The organism is Leisingera sp. G5_S3_59_S7 (assembly GCF_054968485.1).
In genome coordinates this window covers 23,680-38,720 of record NZ_JBQKUH010000005.1, presented here as the reverse complement: position 1 = coordinate 38,720, position 15,041 = coordinate 23,680, and the positions used below count along the sequence as shown (strand labels likewise).

The following is a 15,041-nucleotide window of genomic DNA, read 5'->3' as shown; positions in this document are numbered from 1 at the left end:
GACATGTTCGGACTGGACAAAAAAGACACATCCCTGCTGATCATCGTCGCCATCCTGACGCTGTTTGCGCCCTTCATCCTGAACCCCTTCCCAACCGGAAGCGCCATGGCGCAGTTCAACGCGGGCTATCCGGATCTGATGCAGCGTTTCGTGATCTTCGGGATCTTCGCCATCGGCTTCAACATCCTGTTTGGCCTCACCGGCTACCTGTCGTTCGGCCATGCGGCCTTCCTCGGGGCCGGCTCCTACTCCGCCGTCTGGATGTTCAAGCTCATCGGTATGAACGTGATCCCGGCAATTGTGCTGTCGGTCATTGTCGCGGGCCTCTTTGCGCTGCTGATCGGCTTTGTCAGCTTGCGCCGCTCCGGCATCTACTTCTCGATCCTGACGCTGGCCTTCGCACAGATGTCCTTCAACCTCGCCTATTCGGTGCTGACACCAATCACCAACGGCGAGACCGGACTGCAGCTGACGCTGGAAGATCCCCGCATCCTGGGCGTCTCTGCCACTGCGGACGGCTCGATCCCCGTGACCAACCTGTTCGGGCTGGAAATGCGCTCCACCTTTGAGCTGGCCGTCGGCCCCTGGGCGTTCCAGTTCAACGCAGGCTACTACCTGTGCGCGCTGATCATGCTGGCCGCCTTCTATCTGTCGATCCGCATCTTCCGCTCGCCCTTCGGCATGATGCTGCGGGCGGTGAAATCGAACCAGCAGCGGATGAACTACACCGGCCTCAACACCCGGCCCTACACGCTGGCGGCCTTTGTGATCTCCGGCATGTATGCTGGCCTTGCAGGCGGTCTGATGGCCTCGATGGACCCGCTGGCAGGCGCTGAGCGGATGCAGTGGACCGCCTCCGGCGAAGTGGTTCTGATGACCATCCTGGGCGGTGCCGGCACGCTGATCGGCCCGGTGCTGGGCGCAGGTTTCATCAAGTACTTCGAGAACATCTTCTCCAAGATCAACGACAACGTGCTGCACAGCTGGTTCAGCTTCCTGCCCGATGGAATGGAGGACGCAGTGGTCTTCCTGATCCACCCTTTCATCGGCAAGGGCTGGCACCTGACGCTGGGCATCCTGTTCATGCTGGTGGTGATCTTCCTGCCCGGCGGCCTGGTTGAGGGCGGCCAGCGGATCAAGGGCTGGCTCAGCGGCCGCAAGGCCAAGGACAGCAAAGCCTCCGGCGAAACCAACCCCGCGGAATAAGGAGACAGAACAATGGGTATCCTTGAAGTCAAAGACGTGGGGAAACGGTTCGGCGGCCTGCAGGCGCTGTCCGACGTGAACCTCAGCGTTCAGGAAAACTCGGTCCATGCGATCATCGGGCCGAACGGCGCGGGCAAGTCCACCCTGCTCAACTGCCTGGTGGGCAAACTGATCCCCGACACAGGCTCGGTCATGTTCGACGGCCAGTCGGTGCTGGGCCGCGCGCCCTATGAGATCAACCAGATGGGCATCAGCCGCGTGTTCCAGACGCCGGAAATCTTTGGCGATCTGACGGTGCTGGAAAACATGATGATCCCCTGCTTCGCCAAACGGGACGGCGCGTTTGAGCTGAACGCCCTGTCCGCGGTGCTGAAGCAGAAGGACATCCTGCAGAAGGCCGAGCATATGCTGGAAGAGATGAACATGGCGGACAAGCGGCACATGCACGCCGCCGCCATGTCCCGCGGCGACAAGCGGCGGCTGGAGATCGGCATGTGCCTGTCGCAAGAGCCGCGCCTGCTGCTGCTGGACGAGCCCACCGCCGGCATGGCGCGGGCCGACACCAACAACACCATCGACCTGCTGAAACAGATCAGCGACGAGCGCGACATCACCATCGCCATCATCGAACACGACATGCATGTTGTGTTCAGCCTCGCCAACCGGATCACCGTGCTGGCCCAGGGTACCCCGCTGGTGGAGGACGACCCGCAGAACATCCGCGGCAACCCGAAGGTGCGCGAAGCCTACCTGGGCGAAAGCGCGTAAAGGAGAAACACCATGAATGTGAAACCCGATTTCTCCAAACACGCCAACGTGGCGACGACCGCCCCGGCCTTCCTCTCGGTCTGGGATGTGCATGCCTACTACGGCGAGAGCTATATCGTGCAGGGCATCAACTTTAACGTCCATGAGGGCGAAATCCTGGCACTGCTGGGCCGCAATGGCGCGGGCAAGACCTCGACCCTGCGCTCGATCGCCCGCACCGGCTCCCCCATGGTGACACGGGGCGAGATCTGGCTGGACCACAAGCCGCTTCACAAGATGACATCCTATGAGGCCGCTGCCGAGGGTCTGGGCCTGGTGCCCGAAGACCGCCGCATCATCCCCGGCCTGACGGTAGAGGAGAACCTGCAGCTGGCACAGATCGCCCCGCCCATCGGCTGGTCGCTGGAGCGGCTTTACGACCTGTTCCCGCGCCTGGGCGAGCGGCGCAAGCAGGAGGGCGTGACGCTCTCGGGCGGTGAGCAGCAGATGCTGGCCATAGCCCGGGCGCTGGCCCGCGACATCAAGGTGCTTTTGCTGGATGAACCCTACGAGGGTCTTGCCCCGGTGATCGTGGACGAGATCGAAAAGACCCTCATCCACATCAAGGAACAGGGCATGACAACCATCATTGTCGAGCAGAACGCGGTCCGCGCCCTGGAACTGGCGGACCGTGCGGTGATCCTCGATACCGGCGGCATCGTCTTTGACGGCACCGCCGCCGAGGTCCTGGAAAACGAGGAGCTGCGCGCCGAATACCTGGCGATCTGAGGAGCACCCCAAAATATTTATCTCCGTCTTGCCGGCCACCCGCGCCGACGTTGGCAGACTGAGGCCGGCTCTTCCCTGGGCTGGCCTCTTTTTATTTTGCGGGGCAGCAGCAGTGTCTGCGCGCTCAAAACATCAGTTTGTCCCGCAACAAACCCCGGTTATACGCCCCCGGTTTCTGCGTTTTTCCAACCCGGCGCCTATTCTTTCCCGCCGCTCCAGCCGCGATGTCTCTGCCACGGCCTGTGCCATTCCGGTGCGGCCTCTGACAGGACACAGAAAGGATACTCAATGCGCCATTCGCTGAAACTCCTCGCGCTTGCATTTGCCCTGCCCGCTGCCGCGGCATTTGCTTCCGACGGCACACCTGGTGCCGAAACCCAGGCCAAGATCCGCGAACTGCTGACCGGCCAGGGCTATGAGGTGCGCAAGATCGAAACCGAAGACGGCCTGTACGAGGCCTATGCCCTGAAGGACGGCAAAAAGTACGAGGTCTATCTGAACGACAAGATCGAAGTGGTGAAGATCGAAGAGAACGACTGAGCCCAACGGAACAACGCACCGGGCGCCAACTCCCGGCGCCCGCTTTGACAGGAGGGCTGACATGCACCGCACATACGTCTGGGACCCTGTGGTCCGGCTGTTTCACTGGTCTCTGGCCGCGGGCTTTGCCGCCAACGCGCTGCTCACCGCCCCGGAGGGCAATCTTCACGGATACATCGGCTACGCCATTGCCGCGCTGATCGGCACCCGGGTGATCTGGGGCCTTATCGGCAGCCGCCATGCGCGGTTTTCCAGCTTTCCGCCCGATGCCGGCGCCGCAGCCGGACAGCTGAGCGATATCGCCACGGGACGGATCCGCCGGCAACCCGGCCACTCTCCGCTGGGCGCGCTGATGATCTACAACCTGCTGCTGACGATCAGCGGCATCGCCCTCACCGGTTATCTGATGACGACCACCCGGTTCTGGGGCGTTGAATGGCCCGAAGAGCTGCACGAGGCACTGGTCTCCTGGGCGGAGATTTCCATTGTGCTGCACGTGACAGCGGTGCTGTTCGAAAGCGGCCGGACCAAAGTCAATCTGGCGCGCGCGATGGTCACTGGCTACAAGGAGGTGCCCGAAGCCCGCAGAGAGAGCCCCTGATGCACCACACCCCTAACGGCCCCGCCCAGCCTTGGGTCCTGATTGCCGTGATCGCCGTGCAAGCCATCTGCGCGGCGGTCTTTCTTGGGGATGTGATTGCGGATCTCAGCGGCTTGGAGGCCGGCGAGGCTGAAGCCGGCGAACGCAGCCACACCTATATCGAAGGGCTTGCCGCGCTGGCGCTGATCGCGGCCATCGTGATTGAAACCCGTATTCTGATGTGGCTGCTGCGCCGCAAGGCGCATCTGGAGGAAAGCCTGAGCGCCGCCCAAGCCGCAGTGCAGGACGTGATCAACGCAGAATTTGCCGCCTGGGGCCTGACACCCGCCGAGCTGGATGTGGCCAATTTCCTGGTCAAGGGCCTCAGCACCGCCGAAATCGCCGCCATGCGCGGCAGTGCCGAGGGCACCGTTAAGGCACAGCTGAATGCGATCTACCGTAAATCCGGCACCGCCAACCGGGCCGAACTGATGAGCCTGCTGATCGACACGATGATGGGACAACGCCAGACTGACCGCGGCGAAGGCGCCGCCGCCCGCCCGGCCTGAGCTGCCGTCAGACCATCTTCCGCAGCTCGGTCTTCAGCACCTTGCCGTAATTGTTCTTGGGCAGCGCGCCGATGCGGATATAGGCTTTGGGCCGCTTGAACCGCGCTATCCGGCTGTTGCACAGCGTATCCAGTTCCGCCTCCGGCGCATCCCCCACGACAAAGGCCACCACCTCCTCGCCCCAATCGGCATGAGGCCGGCCCACCACCGAGACCTCGCGCACCTGCGGATGCATCAGCAGCACCTCCTCCACCTCGCGCGGATAGACGTTGGAGCCGCCGGTGATGATCATGTCCTTGGAACGGTCCTGCAGCGTCAGATAGCCGTCTTCGTCCATGACCCCCATGTCGCCCGTCATCAGCCAGCCATCGACCAATGTCTTCTCTGTGGCTTCCGGGTTCTGCCAATAGCCCGGCATCACCGCATCGCCGCGCACCATGATCTCGCCGTGGCTGCCTGCGGGCAGAAACTCACCGTCCGGTGTGCCGATCCGCACCTCCACCACGCTCTGCGCCCGGCCGACGCTGGCCAGCCGCTCGCGCCAGCGCGGATGCGTGCGGTCCTGCACGTCGTGGCGCGGCAGCGCCGTGATCGCCATCGGGCATTCCCCCTGGCCGTAAACCTGGACGAAGACCGGGCCGAAATGCTCCACCGCTTCGATGATATCGGCGGCATACATCGGCCCGCCGGCATAAACCACGGTGCGCAGCCCCTCGCCCCTGTGGCCCAGCCGCTTTGCCTCAGCCGTCATGCGCGTGACCATGGTGGGCGCTGCGAACATGTGGACGCGGGTAAAATGCGCCGCCAGATCAAAAATCTCCGCCTCGTCAAAGCCTCCCGAGGCCGGACAGACGTGGCGCGCGCCCGCCAACACATGCTGGATTGCATAGATCCCCGCGCCATGGCTCATCGGCGCTGCATAAAGCGCGTGATCTTCCGCGCTCACCTGATCGACATCCGCGAAATAGGCGATGGCCATGTTCATCAGCATCCGGTGGGTGATCATTACCCCTTTGGGCCGCCCGGTTGTGCCGGAGGTGTAGAACAGCCAGGCCAGATCTTCCGGCAGGCGCGGCGCGGGATCCGCCACCGGCTCCACCTGCAAGGCCGCCGCATAATCCGCACCGGTGATATCCACACAGCGCACGGCGGCTCCGGTCTCTTCGACGGCTTCTGTCAGCCCCGGCGACGTGAACACGATCCCGGTGCCGGAGTTCTCAAGAATGAACTCCGCTTCCTTGCCATGCAGCTTGGCATTGACCGGCACTGCGGCCGCGCCGGCATACCAGATGCCATAAAGCGCAATCATGTAATCCGGACAGTTCTTCATAAAGATGCCAACACGGTCACCCGCTGAAATGCCCTGGGCTTGCAGCCAGCCTGCCACTGAAGCCGCCTGCGCATGGAACCCGGCGTAATCCGCAACCATCACCTGCCCCAGATACAACGCAGGCCGCCCGCCCTCTGCCGCCGCCGTCCGCTGCAGCCACACCGCTATGTTCATTTGCTTGCCCTCTCCCGCTTGCCCCGCAGCGCGCAACGTGGCACGCAACGGCAGCCCCCTTCAATTCCGCAAAAATACCGGGGTAAGAATACCATATGAGCGATCTTGCCTTTGACCATGCCCCCGTTGGCCTTGCCGTGCTTGAACGCCGCGTCATCACGCGGTGCAATCTGCAGTTCGCTGCCACCTTCGGCGGCGCGCCAGGGGACTACTCCGGCATGCTGGTAGCCGAACTTTATCCCAGCCAGGAGGATTTCCACCGCATCGGCGCGCTGCTGCAGCAGCCTGAGGCGCAAAGCGGCAGCTACAGCGACGAGCGCATCATGCGCCGCCGCGCGGGGGAATTGTTCTGGTGCCGGGTGCGGGGCCGCTCTGTCACGCCCGAGGCCCCCTTCCAGACCGGCATTTGGTCATTTGCCGACATTTCCGACGACCGCCCGGTGGTCTCCCTCACCCCGCGTGAGCGCGAAGTCGCGATCCTCACCTGCAAGGGGCTGTCAGCCAAGGAGATCGGCAAACAACTGGATCTCTCCTACCGCACGGTCGAAAGCCACCGCGCGCACTTGCTGCAAAAGTTCGGCGCCCGCAAACTGCCGGAACTGGTGGCCAAGCTGACGGGAATGCCGCTGTGATCCGGCAACCTGAGTTTGAATGCGGCAAGCAATTGCAAATCCGTCAATCCATCTCCATGTTACGGCAAGCATCGACAGCGCTTTCCTTGCGGTAATCCTTGCCCTATAAGCGCGCTAATTTCCTGCCTGCCGGGCCTTCAGGCTTGGGCGGGCATGTCGGAACCGGCTTGAGGACAAAATGACGAACAAATCTCACGAAGCGGATGTGGCATTCATCAAGGCGCTGGCGGAACTGCTGCGCGAAAACGATCTGACCGAACTGCAGGTCAAGCGGGACTACGGCGATGAGGACAGCCTGAATGTCCGCGTGTCACGCCAGATGGCCGCTGCACCGGTGCAGGTTGCGGTGCCGCCCGCAGCCAACCCCGCCCCGGTTGCTGCCGCCGCTGCCCCGGCCGCCGCTGCCGCGCCTGCCGCCGCCAACGACGATCCCGCCAGCCACCCTGGCGCCGTGACCTCGCCGATGGTCGGCACCGTATACCTGCAGCCCGAGCCGGGCGCGCCCTCCTTCATCTCGGTGGGCAAGCAGGTCAGCGAAGGCGACACCCTGCTGATCGTCGAAGCGATGAAGACCATGAACCACATTCCGGCGCCGAAGTCCGGCACCGTGAAGCGCATCCTGGTCGAAGACGGCGCCGCCGTGGAATTCGGGTCGCCCCTGGTCATCGTCGAGTAAGGGCGGGCCATGTTTGATAAAATCCTGATTGCCAACCGCGGCGAAATCGCCCTGCGCGTAATCCGCGCCTGCCGCGAAATGGGCATCAAATCGGTTGCGGTGCATTCCACCGCGGATGCCGATGCGATGCACGTGCGCATGGCCGATGAATCGGTCTGCATCGGCCCGCCGTCCGGAACCCAAAGCTACCTGTCGATTCCGGCCATCATCTCCGCCTGCGAAATCACCGGCGCCCAGGCGATCCACCCGGGCTACGGCTTTCTGTCCGAGAACGCCAACTTTGTGCAGATCATTGAGGACCACGGGCTGACGTTCATCGGCCCCTCGGCCGAACACATCCGCATCATGGGTGACAAGATCACCGCCAAGGAAACCGCCAAGAGCCTCGGCATCCCGGTGGTGCCCGGCTCCGAAGGCGGCGTGCCCGACATTGCGGCTGCCAAAAAGGCGGCCAAGGACATGGGCTATCCGGTCATCATCAAGGCCACCGCCGGCGGCGGCGGCCGCGGCATGAAGGTGGCCAAGGACGAGAAAGAGCTGGTTTCAGCCTTCTCCACCGCCCGGTCTGAAGCCAAGGCAGCCTTCGGCAATGACGAAGTTTACATGGAGAAATATCTCCAGAAGCCGCGTCATATCGAAGTGCAGGTCTTCGGCGACGGCAAGGGCACCGGCATTCACCTGGCGGAACGCGACTGCTCGCTGCAGCGCCGTCACCAGAAGGTGTTCGAGGAGGCCCCCGGCCCCTGCATCACCCCGGAAGAGCGCGCCCGCATCGGCAAGATCTGCGCCGACGCGATCGGCAAGATGGGCTACTCCGGCGCCGGCACCGTCGAATTCCTGTATGAGGACGGCGAGTTCTACTTCATCGAGATGAACACCCGCCTGCAGGTGGAGCATCCGGTGACCGAGGCCATTTTCGGCGTCGACCTGGTGCGCGAGCAGATCCGGGTGGCCGAAGGCCTGCCGATGTCCTTTACCCAGGACGATCTGGAGATCAACGGCCACGCCATTGAGGTGCGTATCAACGCCGAAAAGCTGCCGAACTTTGCGCCCTGCCCGGGCAAGATCACCGCATTCCACGCTCCCGGCGGGCTGGGTGTGCGGATGGATTCGGCGCTTTATGACGGCTATTCGATTCCGCCCTATTATGACTCGCTGATCGGCAAGCTGATCGTGCACGGCCGCGACCGGACCGAAGCTCTGGCGCGGCTGCACCGCGCCCTGGGCGAGCTGATCATCGACGGCATCGACACCACCGTGCCGCTGTTCCACGCGCTGCTGCAGGAACAGGACATCCACACCGGCGATTACGGCATTCACTGGCTGGAACGCTGGCTGGAAGAAAACCAGCCCGGATAATCTCAGCGGGGCGCGCCACTGGCTGCGCCCCGTTTTACTTTTACCTGCATTTTCCCGTTATACTGCCAGCACCATGAGCTTGACTGCGGACCTCCTGCTGCACGCCTATTCCGCCGGTGTTTTCCCGATGGCCGAACACCGCGATGATCCCGACGTGTTCTGGGTCGACCCCAAACGGCGCGGGATCCTGCCGCTGGACGGCTTCCGCATCTCCCGCTCACTGGCCAAGCGCATCCGCAACGGCGGCTTTGAGATCACCGTGAACCGCGACTTTGCCGGTGTGGTGGATGGCTGTGCCGACCGGGCAGAAACCTGGATCAGCGCCGAAATCCGCGACCGCTACCTTGAACTGCACACGATGGGCAACGCCCATTCGCTGGAGGTCTGGCATCAGGGAGAGCTGGCTGGCGGCACCTATGGCGTGTCTCTGGGCGGCGCGTTCTTCGGCGAGAGCATGTTTTCACGCCGCCGCGACGCCTCCAAGGTGGCGCTGGCTTATCTGACCGACCGCCTGGTGCAGGCGGGCTACAGCCTGTGCGATACCCAGTTCCTGACTCCGCATCTAGCGTCGCTCGGCGGCATCGAGGTCAGCCGCGCCCGCTACCGGGCACTGCTGCGCGACGCCCTGTCAAAGAATGCCGATTTCACGCGACCCGCCGTGCCGGGGCCTCAGTTGCTGCTGCAGCGGATGACCCAAACGTCGTAACGGCTGTGATCCAGCGCGCTCAGCGCCGGGCTGGAGGCGATCATCCAGCCTTCGAACTGCACCGCGCCGTCGCTGGAATTGCGGACGGTGAGATAGGCAAAGGCATCCCCCGTCGGGTTCTCCGCCGGATAGCGGCACTCCGACACGGAAACCATCAGCCCGAACATCTCCGCACTGGTGCCAACGGCGACCTCGGCATCCATGCTGTGGCCGTTGACCTTGTCCAGCGCCCGCAAAACAGCGGCACTCCCCTGCGCCGCCTGCTCCTGCCCCCAGGCGGGCACGGCCAGCAGGGCAGCGGCCAGGGCAGCGGCCAGGCGCTTCACGATTCTTCCCCGCCGCCTGCCACGAATTTGACCAGCAGCGAAATCAGGCTGACCGCGCCCTGCGTGTCTTCGATCTCATCCCCCGGCTCAAAGGCAAATGGGGAGCCGCCGGGCATGATCTCAACAAAATTGCCGCCCAGCAGCCCTTCGGAGGAGATGATGACGGCGCTGTCGTCGGGAATTTCGATCCCTTCCTTCACGGAAAACCGGGTGTCGGCTCGGAAGGTTTCGGGATTCAGGTCAACGCCGGTCACAGTGCCGATCTTAACGCCCGCCAGCCGCACATCAGTGCCGACGCTGACCCCTTCCAGCGACCGGAAAGACGCGCTCAGGCCATAGCTTGCGCCAGCCCGCGACAGACCCGCCGCCTGCCCGGCATAGACGGCAAACGCAACCGCGGCGGCCAGCACAACACCGCCGGCAAATACTTCAGTAGGATTGTGAGACATGAAACCAGCCTTCTGGCAGATGTTTATTCGGGCACCCAGGCCTCATAATCGCGGCGCTCCTTGGGCTCGCCGCCGGCGCGGATAGAGCCCGCAGGCGCGTAGGCCATCATGGTGCCGGTCAGGTTTTCCTGGTGCGGCTTTTCCCAGGCTTTGTGCTTCAGCGGCTTCTCGCTCGGCACTTCGTCAAAGGTGCGGTGCAGCCAGCCGTGCCAGTCCGGGCTGACGCGGGACGCTTCCACTTCGCCGTTGAACATCACCCAACGCTTGCTGTCATCGGCATTGCGGTAGAATACATTGCCCTGGTCATCCTCACCCACCTTGATGCCCTTGCGGGCGGTGAAGATCCGGGTGTTCAGGGTGGAGCCGTTCCACCAAGTCACAGCGCGCAGAAGAGTGTTCAGGATTCCCATGGGTGCCTCCGGAGTTTTCCGACCTTGATATGGCCCAATTTCCCGCCAAGGTCCAGTGGCTTGCGCCCACGCTGGCGGCCTCCCGGCGGGAAGCGGCAGTTTTGCCTCAGCCCCGTTTCAGGACCGTTAACCGGCTCAGCTTTCCGCCGGGGCCAGCGCCGTCACCTCGATCTCGATGCGGAACTTCGGGTCAATCAGATTGCACTCGATCATGGTCGCCGCCGGCGGGTTAGCGCCAAAGGTTTCGGCCAGAACCGGCCAGCAAGGCTCAAACTCGGCGGCATCCGGCAGGTAGTAGGTCACCCGCACCGCGTCGGCGAAACTGGCGCCTGCCTTCTCCAGCGCCGAACCGATGGTGTCCAGCGCCGACCGGCACTGTGCCACCACATCCTCGCCCTGCCCGACCGTTCCGGCCACATGCACAAAACCGCCCGCCACGACGGCGCGGCAATAGCCGACTTTGGCCTCGAACTCACCGCCGGAGGAAATCCGCTTGATTGTCATCTAATTTCCTTTCGCATCGCGTTTTAATCTCCAAAACGTATTCGGGCAGCAAGCCTTCTATGCGGCGCGAAGATAAACAGAGTTTCTCCGACCCTGTCACGCGAGTACCAGGCACCGTGAGTATAAAGCGCAGCCTGCAGCTCTCTCGTTAGCTCTGCAGGCCAATATTTGGAGCAGAACTGCACTGAATCACGAGTGTTCTCGCCCAATGGCGGTGCAGGTGTCTTTTGCCAGCTACCGCCAAACTCGTACTGCCAGCCAAGGTCATTCCGCCAAGGTCGCGTTGGAGGTTCAGTCGGTAGCTTAGTTTTGAGACGTGCAATTGCGTACGTGCAGTCCCATGGCGCAGCTCCCTTAGCATGCCATTTCCGGGTTTCAAGAACCTGCTCCACAGGCAAAAGGTCTTCAAACAGTTCAGTTGCATAAACGGGGTCTTCTTCTCGCCTGAGCTTGTCCATATACCCAACGAAAACCCACCACCCGACAAAAACGAGGAAGGCCAATGTCAATCCGACATTGGCCAATCCTTTCAAGACTGCAAACACAGCCCACATAGTTCAAGCTCAGCCCGCCGAAGCTGGCTCTTTCTCGGCATCTGCATGGATCATCAGCGGCTGCGCGTCCGAGGTGACCGCCTCCTCGTTCACAACAACCTTGGTCACGCTCTCCATGCCGGGCAGGTCGAACATGGTATCCAGCAGGATGTCCTCCATGATCGAGCGCAGGCCGCGGGCGCCGGTCTTGCGTTCGATTGCCTTGCGGGCGATCGCCTTCAGCGCCTCGTCAGTAAAGTCCAGCTCAGTGTCTTCCAGTTCGAACAGGCGCTGGTACTGCTTGACCAGGGCGTTCTTCGGCTGCGTCAGGATGGTGACCAGCGCGTCCTCGTCCAGGTCCTCCAGCGTCGCCAGAACCGGCAGGCGGCCGACAAATTCCGGGATCAGACCGAATTTCAGCAGGTCTTCCGGCTCCAGGTCCTGGAAGATTTCGCCCACGCCGCGCTCATCATTGTCACGCACATCGGCGCCGAAACCCATCGCCGAGCCCTTGCCGCGCTGCGCGATGATCCTGTCGAGGCCGGCAAAGGCGCCGCCGCAGATGAACAGGATGTTGGTGGTGTCCACCTGCAGGAATTCCTGCTGCGGGTGCTTGCGCCCGCCCTGCGGCGGAACAGAAGCAACAGTGCCTTCCATCAGCTTCAAAAGCGCCTGCTGCACGCCCTCGCCCGACACGTCGCGGGTGATCGAGGGGTTCTCAGACTTACGGGTGATCTTGTCGACCTCGTCAATATAGACGATGCCGCGCTGTGCGCGCTCGACGTTGTACTCCGACGCCTGCAAAAGCTTGAGGATGATGTTTTCGACATCCTCGCCCACATAACCTGCCTCGGTCAGCGTGGTGGCATCTGCCATGGTAAAGGGCACATCCAGGATCCGCGCCAGCGTCTGCGCCAGCAGGGTTTTGCCGCAGCCGGTGGGGCCGATCAGCAGGATGTTCGACTTCGCCAGTTCGATGTCCGACCCCGCCTTCTGGGCGTGGTTCAGACGCTTGTAATGGTTGTGCACCGCAACCGACAGCACCCGCTTGGCGGTGGCCTGGCCGATCACGTAATCATCCAGAACCTGGCAGATGTCCTTGGGCGACGGCACGCCGTCGGTGGCCTTCAGCCCGGATGCCTTGGTCTCTTCACGGATGATATCCATGCACAGTTCAACGCATTCATCGCAAATGAATACGGTGGGGCCTGCGATCAGCTTGCGCACTTCATGCTGGCTCTTGCCGCAGAAGCTGCAGTAGAGGGTGTTTTTGCTGTCGCCGCCTGAATTCGTTGCCATGGTCTACCTTTCAGTCCGCCCGGTCCGCTGCGCCCGCGCTGCGGGGCAATTCAACTTTCTGCCAGCTTAAGCCACTGCTTAGGCCGCCACAATGTGAAAGTGCGCCCCAAGTCATTCGCGGGGCGCACCGCTGATCACAAGCGCAGGCGTCAGGCCTGCTCGTCATCGCCTTTGGCTCTGTTTTCAACGATCTCGTCGATCAGGCCGAACTCCTTGGCCTCTTCCGGCGACATGAAGTTGTCGCGCTCCAGCGCGTTGACGACCGTGTCGTAATCCTGGCCGGTGTGCCTGACGTAGATCTCGTTCAGGCGCTTCTTCAGCTTCAGGGTTTCCTCGGCGTGGATCATGATGTCGGTAGCCTGGCCCTGGAAGCCGCCGGAGGGCTGGTGCACCATCACGCGGCTGTTCGGCAGCGAGAAGCGCATACCCTTTTCGCCAGCAGTCAGCAGCAGCGACCCCATCGAGGCCGCCTGGCCGATCACCAGGGTGGAAACCTTGGGCTTGATGTACTGCATGGTGTCATAGATCGACAGGCCGGAAGTCACAACGCCGCCCGGCGAGTTGATGTACATCGAGATTTCCTTGGACGGGTTTTCCGCCTCAAGGTGCAGCAGCTGCGCCACGATCAGCGAGCTCATGCCGTCGTGCACCGGACCGTTCACAAAAATGATCCGTTCCTTCAGCAGGCGGGAAAAAATGTCGTAGGCCCGCTCGCCCCGGCTGGTCTGCTCAACCACCATCGGGACCAGGGTGTTCATGTATGTTTCTCTGGGATCAATCATTTCGACCTGCCTGCGTTGTTTATGTCCGGCACCATACCCGACAGTGTGTTACCCGAGTCTTAGTATCGCCCCATTTGACCTGCAAGGGGCGGCGGGCATTTTACGCTGCCGCAAACCTGCTTGTGGTGTCGCAATCCGCAGGAACGCTGTCGCTATTCTCGGGCTGCGGCCTGCGGCAGCGCCTTAGGTAGCAAAATCAAGTCCGAATTCCGCCCGGCCGCCATGCTGACCGGGTGCCGCGCTGGGGTCCCGCCATGGCCGATGACAGTTTCGTTCAGAAAGGCGCCGCCGCCAATCTCGCCATCCCGTTCGAGGGCGAGCCGCAGGATTTCTATTTCCTGCTGCTGCCCAAGGCGACGATGCTGCCGGTGGCCGCGGCCATCGAACCCCTGCGCATTGCCAATCAGGTGACCGGCACGCGGCTTTACCGCTGGTACATCATGACAGAGGACGGCCAACCGGTGCGCTGTTCCAACGGCATGGTGGTGACGCCGGATATCCCGCTGCAGCCGCTGCCCTCGGATTCGCTGGGCTTTGTATGCGCGGGCGTCGAGCCTCACAGCACCGCCAGCGAAGCCACCCTGAACTGGCTGCGCCGCGAAAGCCGCTTTGGCCGCTCCATCGGCGGCATCTGCACCGGTGCCTTTGCGCTGGCCCAAGCCGGGCTGATCAAGAATCACAAGTTCACCCTGCACTGGGAAAACCAGCCGGGCTTTCTGGAGAGCTACCCGAACCTGGAGCCCTCCCCCAATATTTTTGAGATCTCCGGATCTCTGATGACCTGCGGCGGCGGTAATGCCGCAACCGACATGATGCTGCACCTGATCGAGGAGCGCCACGGCAAGCAGCTGGCGATCATCGTCGCCGACATGTGCCTGCACGTGCGCTCCGGCGGCCAGGCGGCACCGCAGAAGTCGAACTATGCGGTGGCCATCGGCAGCCGCAACCAGCGCCTGCTGAACGCGCTGCAGCTGATGCAGGAATCGATCGAGGAGCCGCTCTCGATCGGCGAGCTGTGCGACCGGCTCGACATCTCCCGCCGCCAGCTGGAGCGGCTGTTCTCGCGCTATCTGAACCAAAGCCCGATGCATGTTTATTTCGACATGCGCCTGAGCCATGCATTCGCGCTGATGAACGAAACCTCGATGAGCGTCACCGAAATCGCGCTCGCCTCCGGCTTCAACTCCGCCACCCATTTCTCGCGCCAGTTCAAGCGCAAGTTCGGCGCCTCCCCGCATTTCTTCCGCAAAGGCTGGAGCTGACACCCGGCACGCCCCGCACAGGCCGCCGCGCCGGCCGGGCGCTTGGGTCCGGCCGTCAGGTGTTCAGCCCCGGACCTTGAAAATTGCCCGCGCAGCTGTTTCACTGCGCCCGCGCCCGGGCCGCACCGGTGACGGGCTGATTTGGACAATCATTTTTCAACCCCCTGC

The 15,041-nt window shown here is 62.7% G+C and carries 18 protein-coding genes; 11 read left to right on the top strand and 7 right to left on the bottom strand.

Annotated features, from left to right (window positions below; translation table 11 throughout):
- The first annotated feature begins 3 nt into the window (after positions 1–3).
- From ACTRWG_RS04420 to ACTRWG_RS04395, 6 genes are all read left to right on the top strand, one after another.
- Positions 4–1,206 (top strand): branched-chain amino acid ABC transporter permease, encoded by a 1,203-nt coding sequence (locus ACTRWG_RS04420; protein WP_027237954.1) that lies wholly within the window; start codon positions 4–6, stop codon positions 1,204–1,206.
- Between the two features lie 12 nt (positions 1,207–1,218).
- On the top strand, positions 1,219–1,974 hold the full coding sequence (locus ACTRWG_RS04415) for an ABC transporter ATP-binding protein (RefSeq protein WP_027237955.1): 756 nt from the start codon (positions 1,219–1,221) through the stop codon (positions 1,972–1,974).
- 12 nt (positions 1,975–1,986) lie between these two features.
- Positions 1,987–2,742 (top strand): ABC transporter ATP-binding protein, encoded by a 756-nt coding sequence (locus ACTRWG_RS04410; RefSeq protein ID WP_027237956.1) that lies wholly within the window; start codon positions 1,987–1,989, stop codon positions 2,740–2,742.
- Between the two features lie 288 nt (positions 2,743–3,030).
- On the top strand, positions 3,031–3,282 hold the full coding sequence (locus ACTRWG_RS04405; RefSeq protein ID WP_462829031.1) for a PepSY domain-containing protein: 252 nt from the start codon (positions 3,031–3,033) through the stop codon (positions 3,280–3,282).
- A gap of 61 nt (positions 3,283–3,343) precedes the next feature.
- Positions 3,344–3,883, top strand: coding sequence for a cytochrome b/b6 domain-containing protein (locus tag ACTRWG_RS04400; protein ID WP_462829030.1), 540 nt, complete (start codon positions 3,344–3,346; stop codon positions 3,881–3,883).
- The gene (locus tag ACTRWG_RS04395) at positions 3,883–4,431 is read left to right on the top strand and encodes a helix-turn-helix transcriptional regulator (protein ID WP_462829029.1); all 549 of its coding nucleotides are present in this window, start codon (positions 3,883–3,885) and stop codon (positions 4,429–4,431) included. Before ACTRWG_RS04400 ends, ACTRWG_RS04395 begins: the two co-directional genes overlap by 1 nt.
- 7 nt (positions 4,432–4,438) lie before the next feature.
- On the opposite strand, the gene ACTRWG_RS04390 is transcribed toward ACTRWG_RS04395, so the two are convergent.
- Entirely contained in the window at positions 4,439–5,935 is a 1,497-nt protein-coding gene (locus ACTRWG_RS04390; RefSeq protein WP_462829028.1) for a class I adenylate-forming enzyme family protein, read from the bottom strand.
- Positions 5,936–6,030: 95 nt separating this feature from the next.
- Here ACTRWG_RS04390 and ACTRWG_RS04385 point away from each other — a divergent pair, with 95 nt between their 5' ends.
- The 4 genes from ACTRWG_RS04385 (at position 6,031) to aat (ending at position 9,308) form a co-directional block, all read left to right on the top strand.
- Positions 6,031–6,567 (top strand): LuxR C-terminal-related transcriptional regulator, encoded by a 537-nt coding sequence (locus ACTRWG_RS04385; protein WP_027237960.1) that lies wholly within the window; start codon positions 6,031–6,033, stop codon positions 6,565–6,567.
- A gap of 178 nt (positions 6,568–6,745) precedes the next feature.
- Positions 6,746–7,243, top strand: a complete 498-nt coding sequence (accB, locus tag ACTRWG_RS04380; protein WP_027237961.1) for an acetyl-CoA carboxylase biotin carboxyl carrier protein — start codon at positions 6,746–6,748, stop codon at positions 7,241–7,243.
- 9 nt (positions 7,244–7,252) lie between these two features.
- Positions 7,253–8,602 (top strand): acetyl-CoA carboxylase biotin carboxylase subunit, encoded by a 1,350-nt coding sequence (accC, locus tag ACTRWG_RS04375; RefSeq protein WP_027237962.1) that lies wholly within the window; start codon positions 7,253–7,255, stop codon positions 8,600–8,602.
- Between the two features lie 73 nt (positions 8,603–8,675).
- Positions 8,676–9,308, top strand: coding sequence for a leucyl/phenylalanyl-tRNA--protein transferase (aat, locus tag ACTRWG_RS04370; RefSeq protein WP_027237963.1), 633 nt, complete (start codon positions 8,676–8,678; stop codon positions 9,306–9,308).
- Here the strand turns inward: aat and ACTRWG_RS04365 are convergent.
- The 6 genes from ACTRWG_RS04365 to ACTRWG_RS04340 form a co-directional block, all read right to left on the bottom strand.
- Positions 9,272–9,634: a DUF2155 domain-containing protein gene (locus ACTRWG_RS04365; protein ID WP_027237964.1), complete on the bottom strand. Its 363-nt coding sequence runs from the start codon at positions 9,632–9,634 to the stop codon at positions 9,272–9,274. The genes aat and ACTRWG_RS04365 overlap by 37 nt on opposite strands.
- Positions 9,631–10,083 carry an outer membrane lipid asymmetry maintenance protein MlaD gene (gene mlaD, locus ACTRWG_RS04360; RefSeq protein ID WP_027237965.1) on the bottom strand — a complete coding sequence of 151 codons (453 nt, stop codon included), beginning with the start codon at positions 10,081–10,083 and terminating at the stop codon, positions 9,631–9,633. Before mlaD ends, ACTRWG_RS04365 begins: the two co-directional genes overlap by 4 nt.
- A 23-nt stretch (positions 10,084–10,106) precedes the next feature.
- Entirely contained in the window at positions 10,107–10,493 is a 387-nt protein-coding gene (locus ACTRWG_RS04355) for an NADH:ubiquinone oxidoreductase subunit NDUFA12 (RefSeq protein WP_027237966.1), read from the bottom strand.
- 135 nt (positions 10,494–10,628) lie between these two features.
- Positions 10,629–10,997, bottom strand: a complete 369-nt coding sequence (locus ACTRWG_RS04350) for a RidA family protein (RefSeq protein WP_027237967.1) — start codon at positions 10,995–10,997, stop codon at positions 10,629–10,631.
- A gap of 563 nt (positions 10,998–11,560) precedes the next feature.
- Positions 11,561–12,829 (bottom strand): ATP-dependent Clp protease ATP-binding subunit ClpX, encoded by a 1,269-nt coding sequence (gene clpX / locus ACTRWG_RS04345; protein ID WP_027237968.1) that lies wholly within the window; start codon positions 12,827–12,829, stop codon positions 11,561–11,563.
- Between the two features lie 149 nt (positions 12,830–12,978).
- A complete protein-coding gene (locus ACTRWG_RS04340) occupies positions 12,979–13,611 on the bottom strand; it encodes an ATP-dependent Clp protease proteolytic subunit (RefSeq protein ID WP_027237969.1) in 633 nt (210 codons plus the stop codon).
- Positions 13,612–13,865: 254 nt separating this feature from the next.
- On the opposite strand from ACTRWG_RS04340, the gene ACTRWG_RS04335 reads away from it, so the two are divergent.
- Positions 13,866–14,873 (top strand): GlxA family transcriptional regulator, encoded by a 1,008-nt coding sequence (locus ACTRWG_RS04335; RefSeq protein WP_027237970.1) that lies wholly within the window; start codon positions 13,866–13,868, stop codon positions 14,871–14,873.
- The last annotated feature ends 168 nt before the right edge of the window (positions 14,874–15,041 follow it).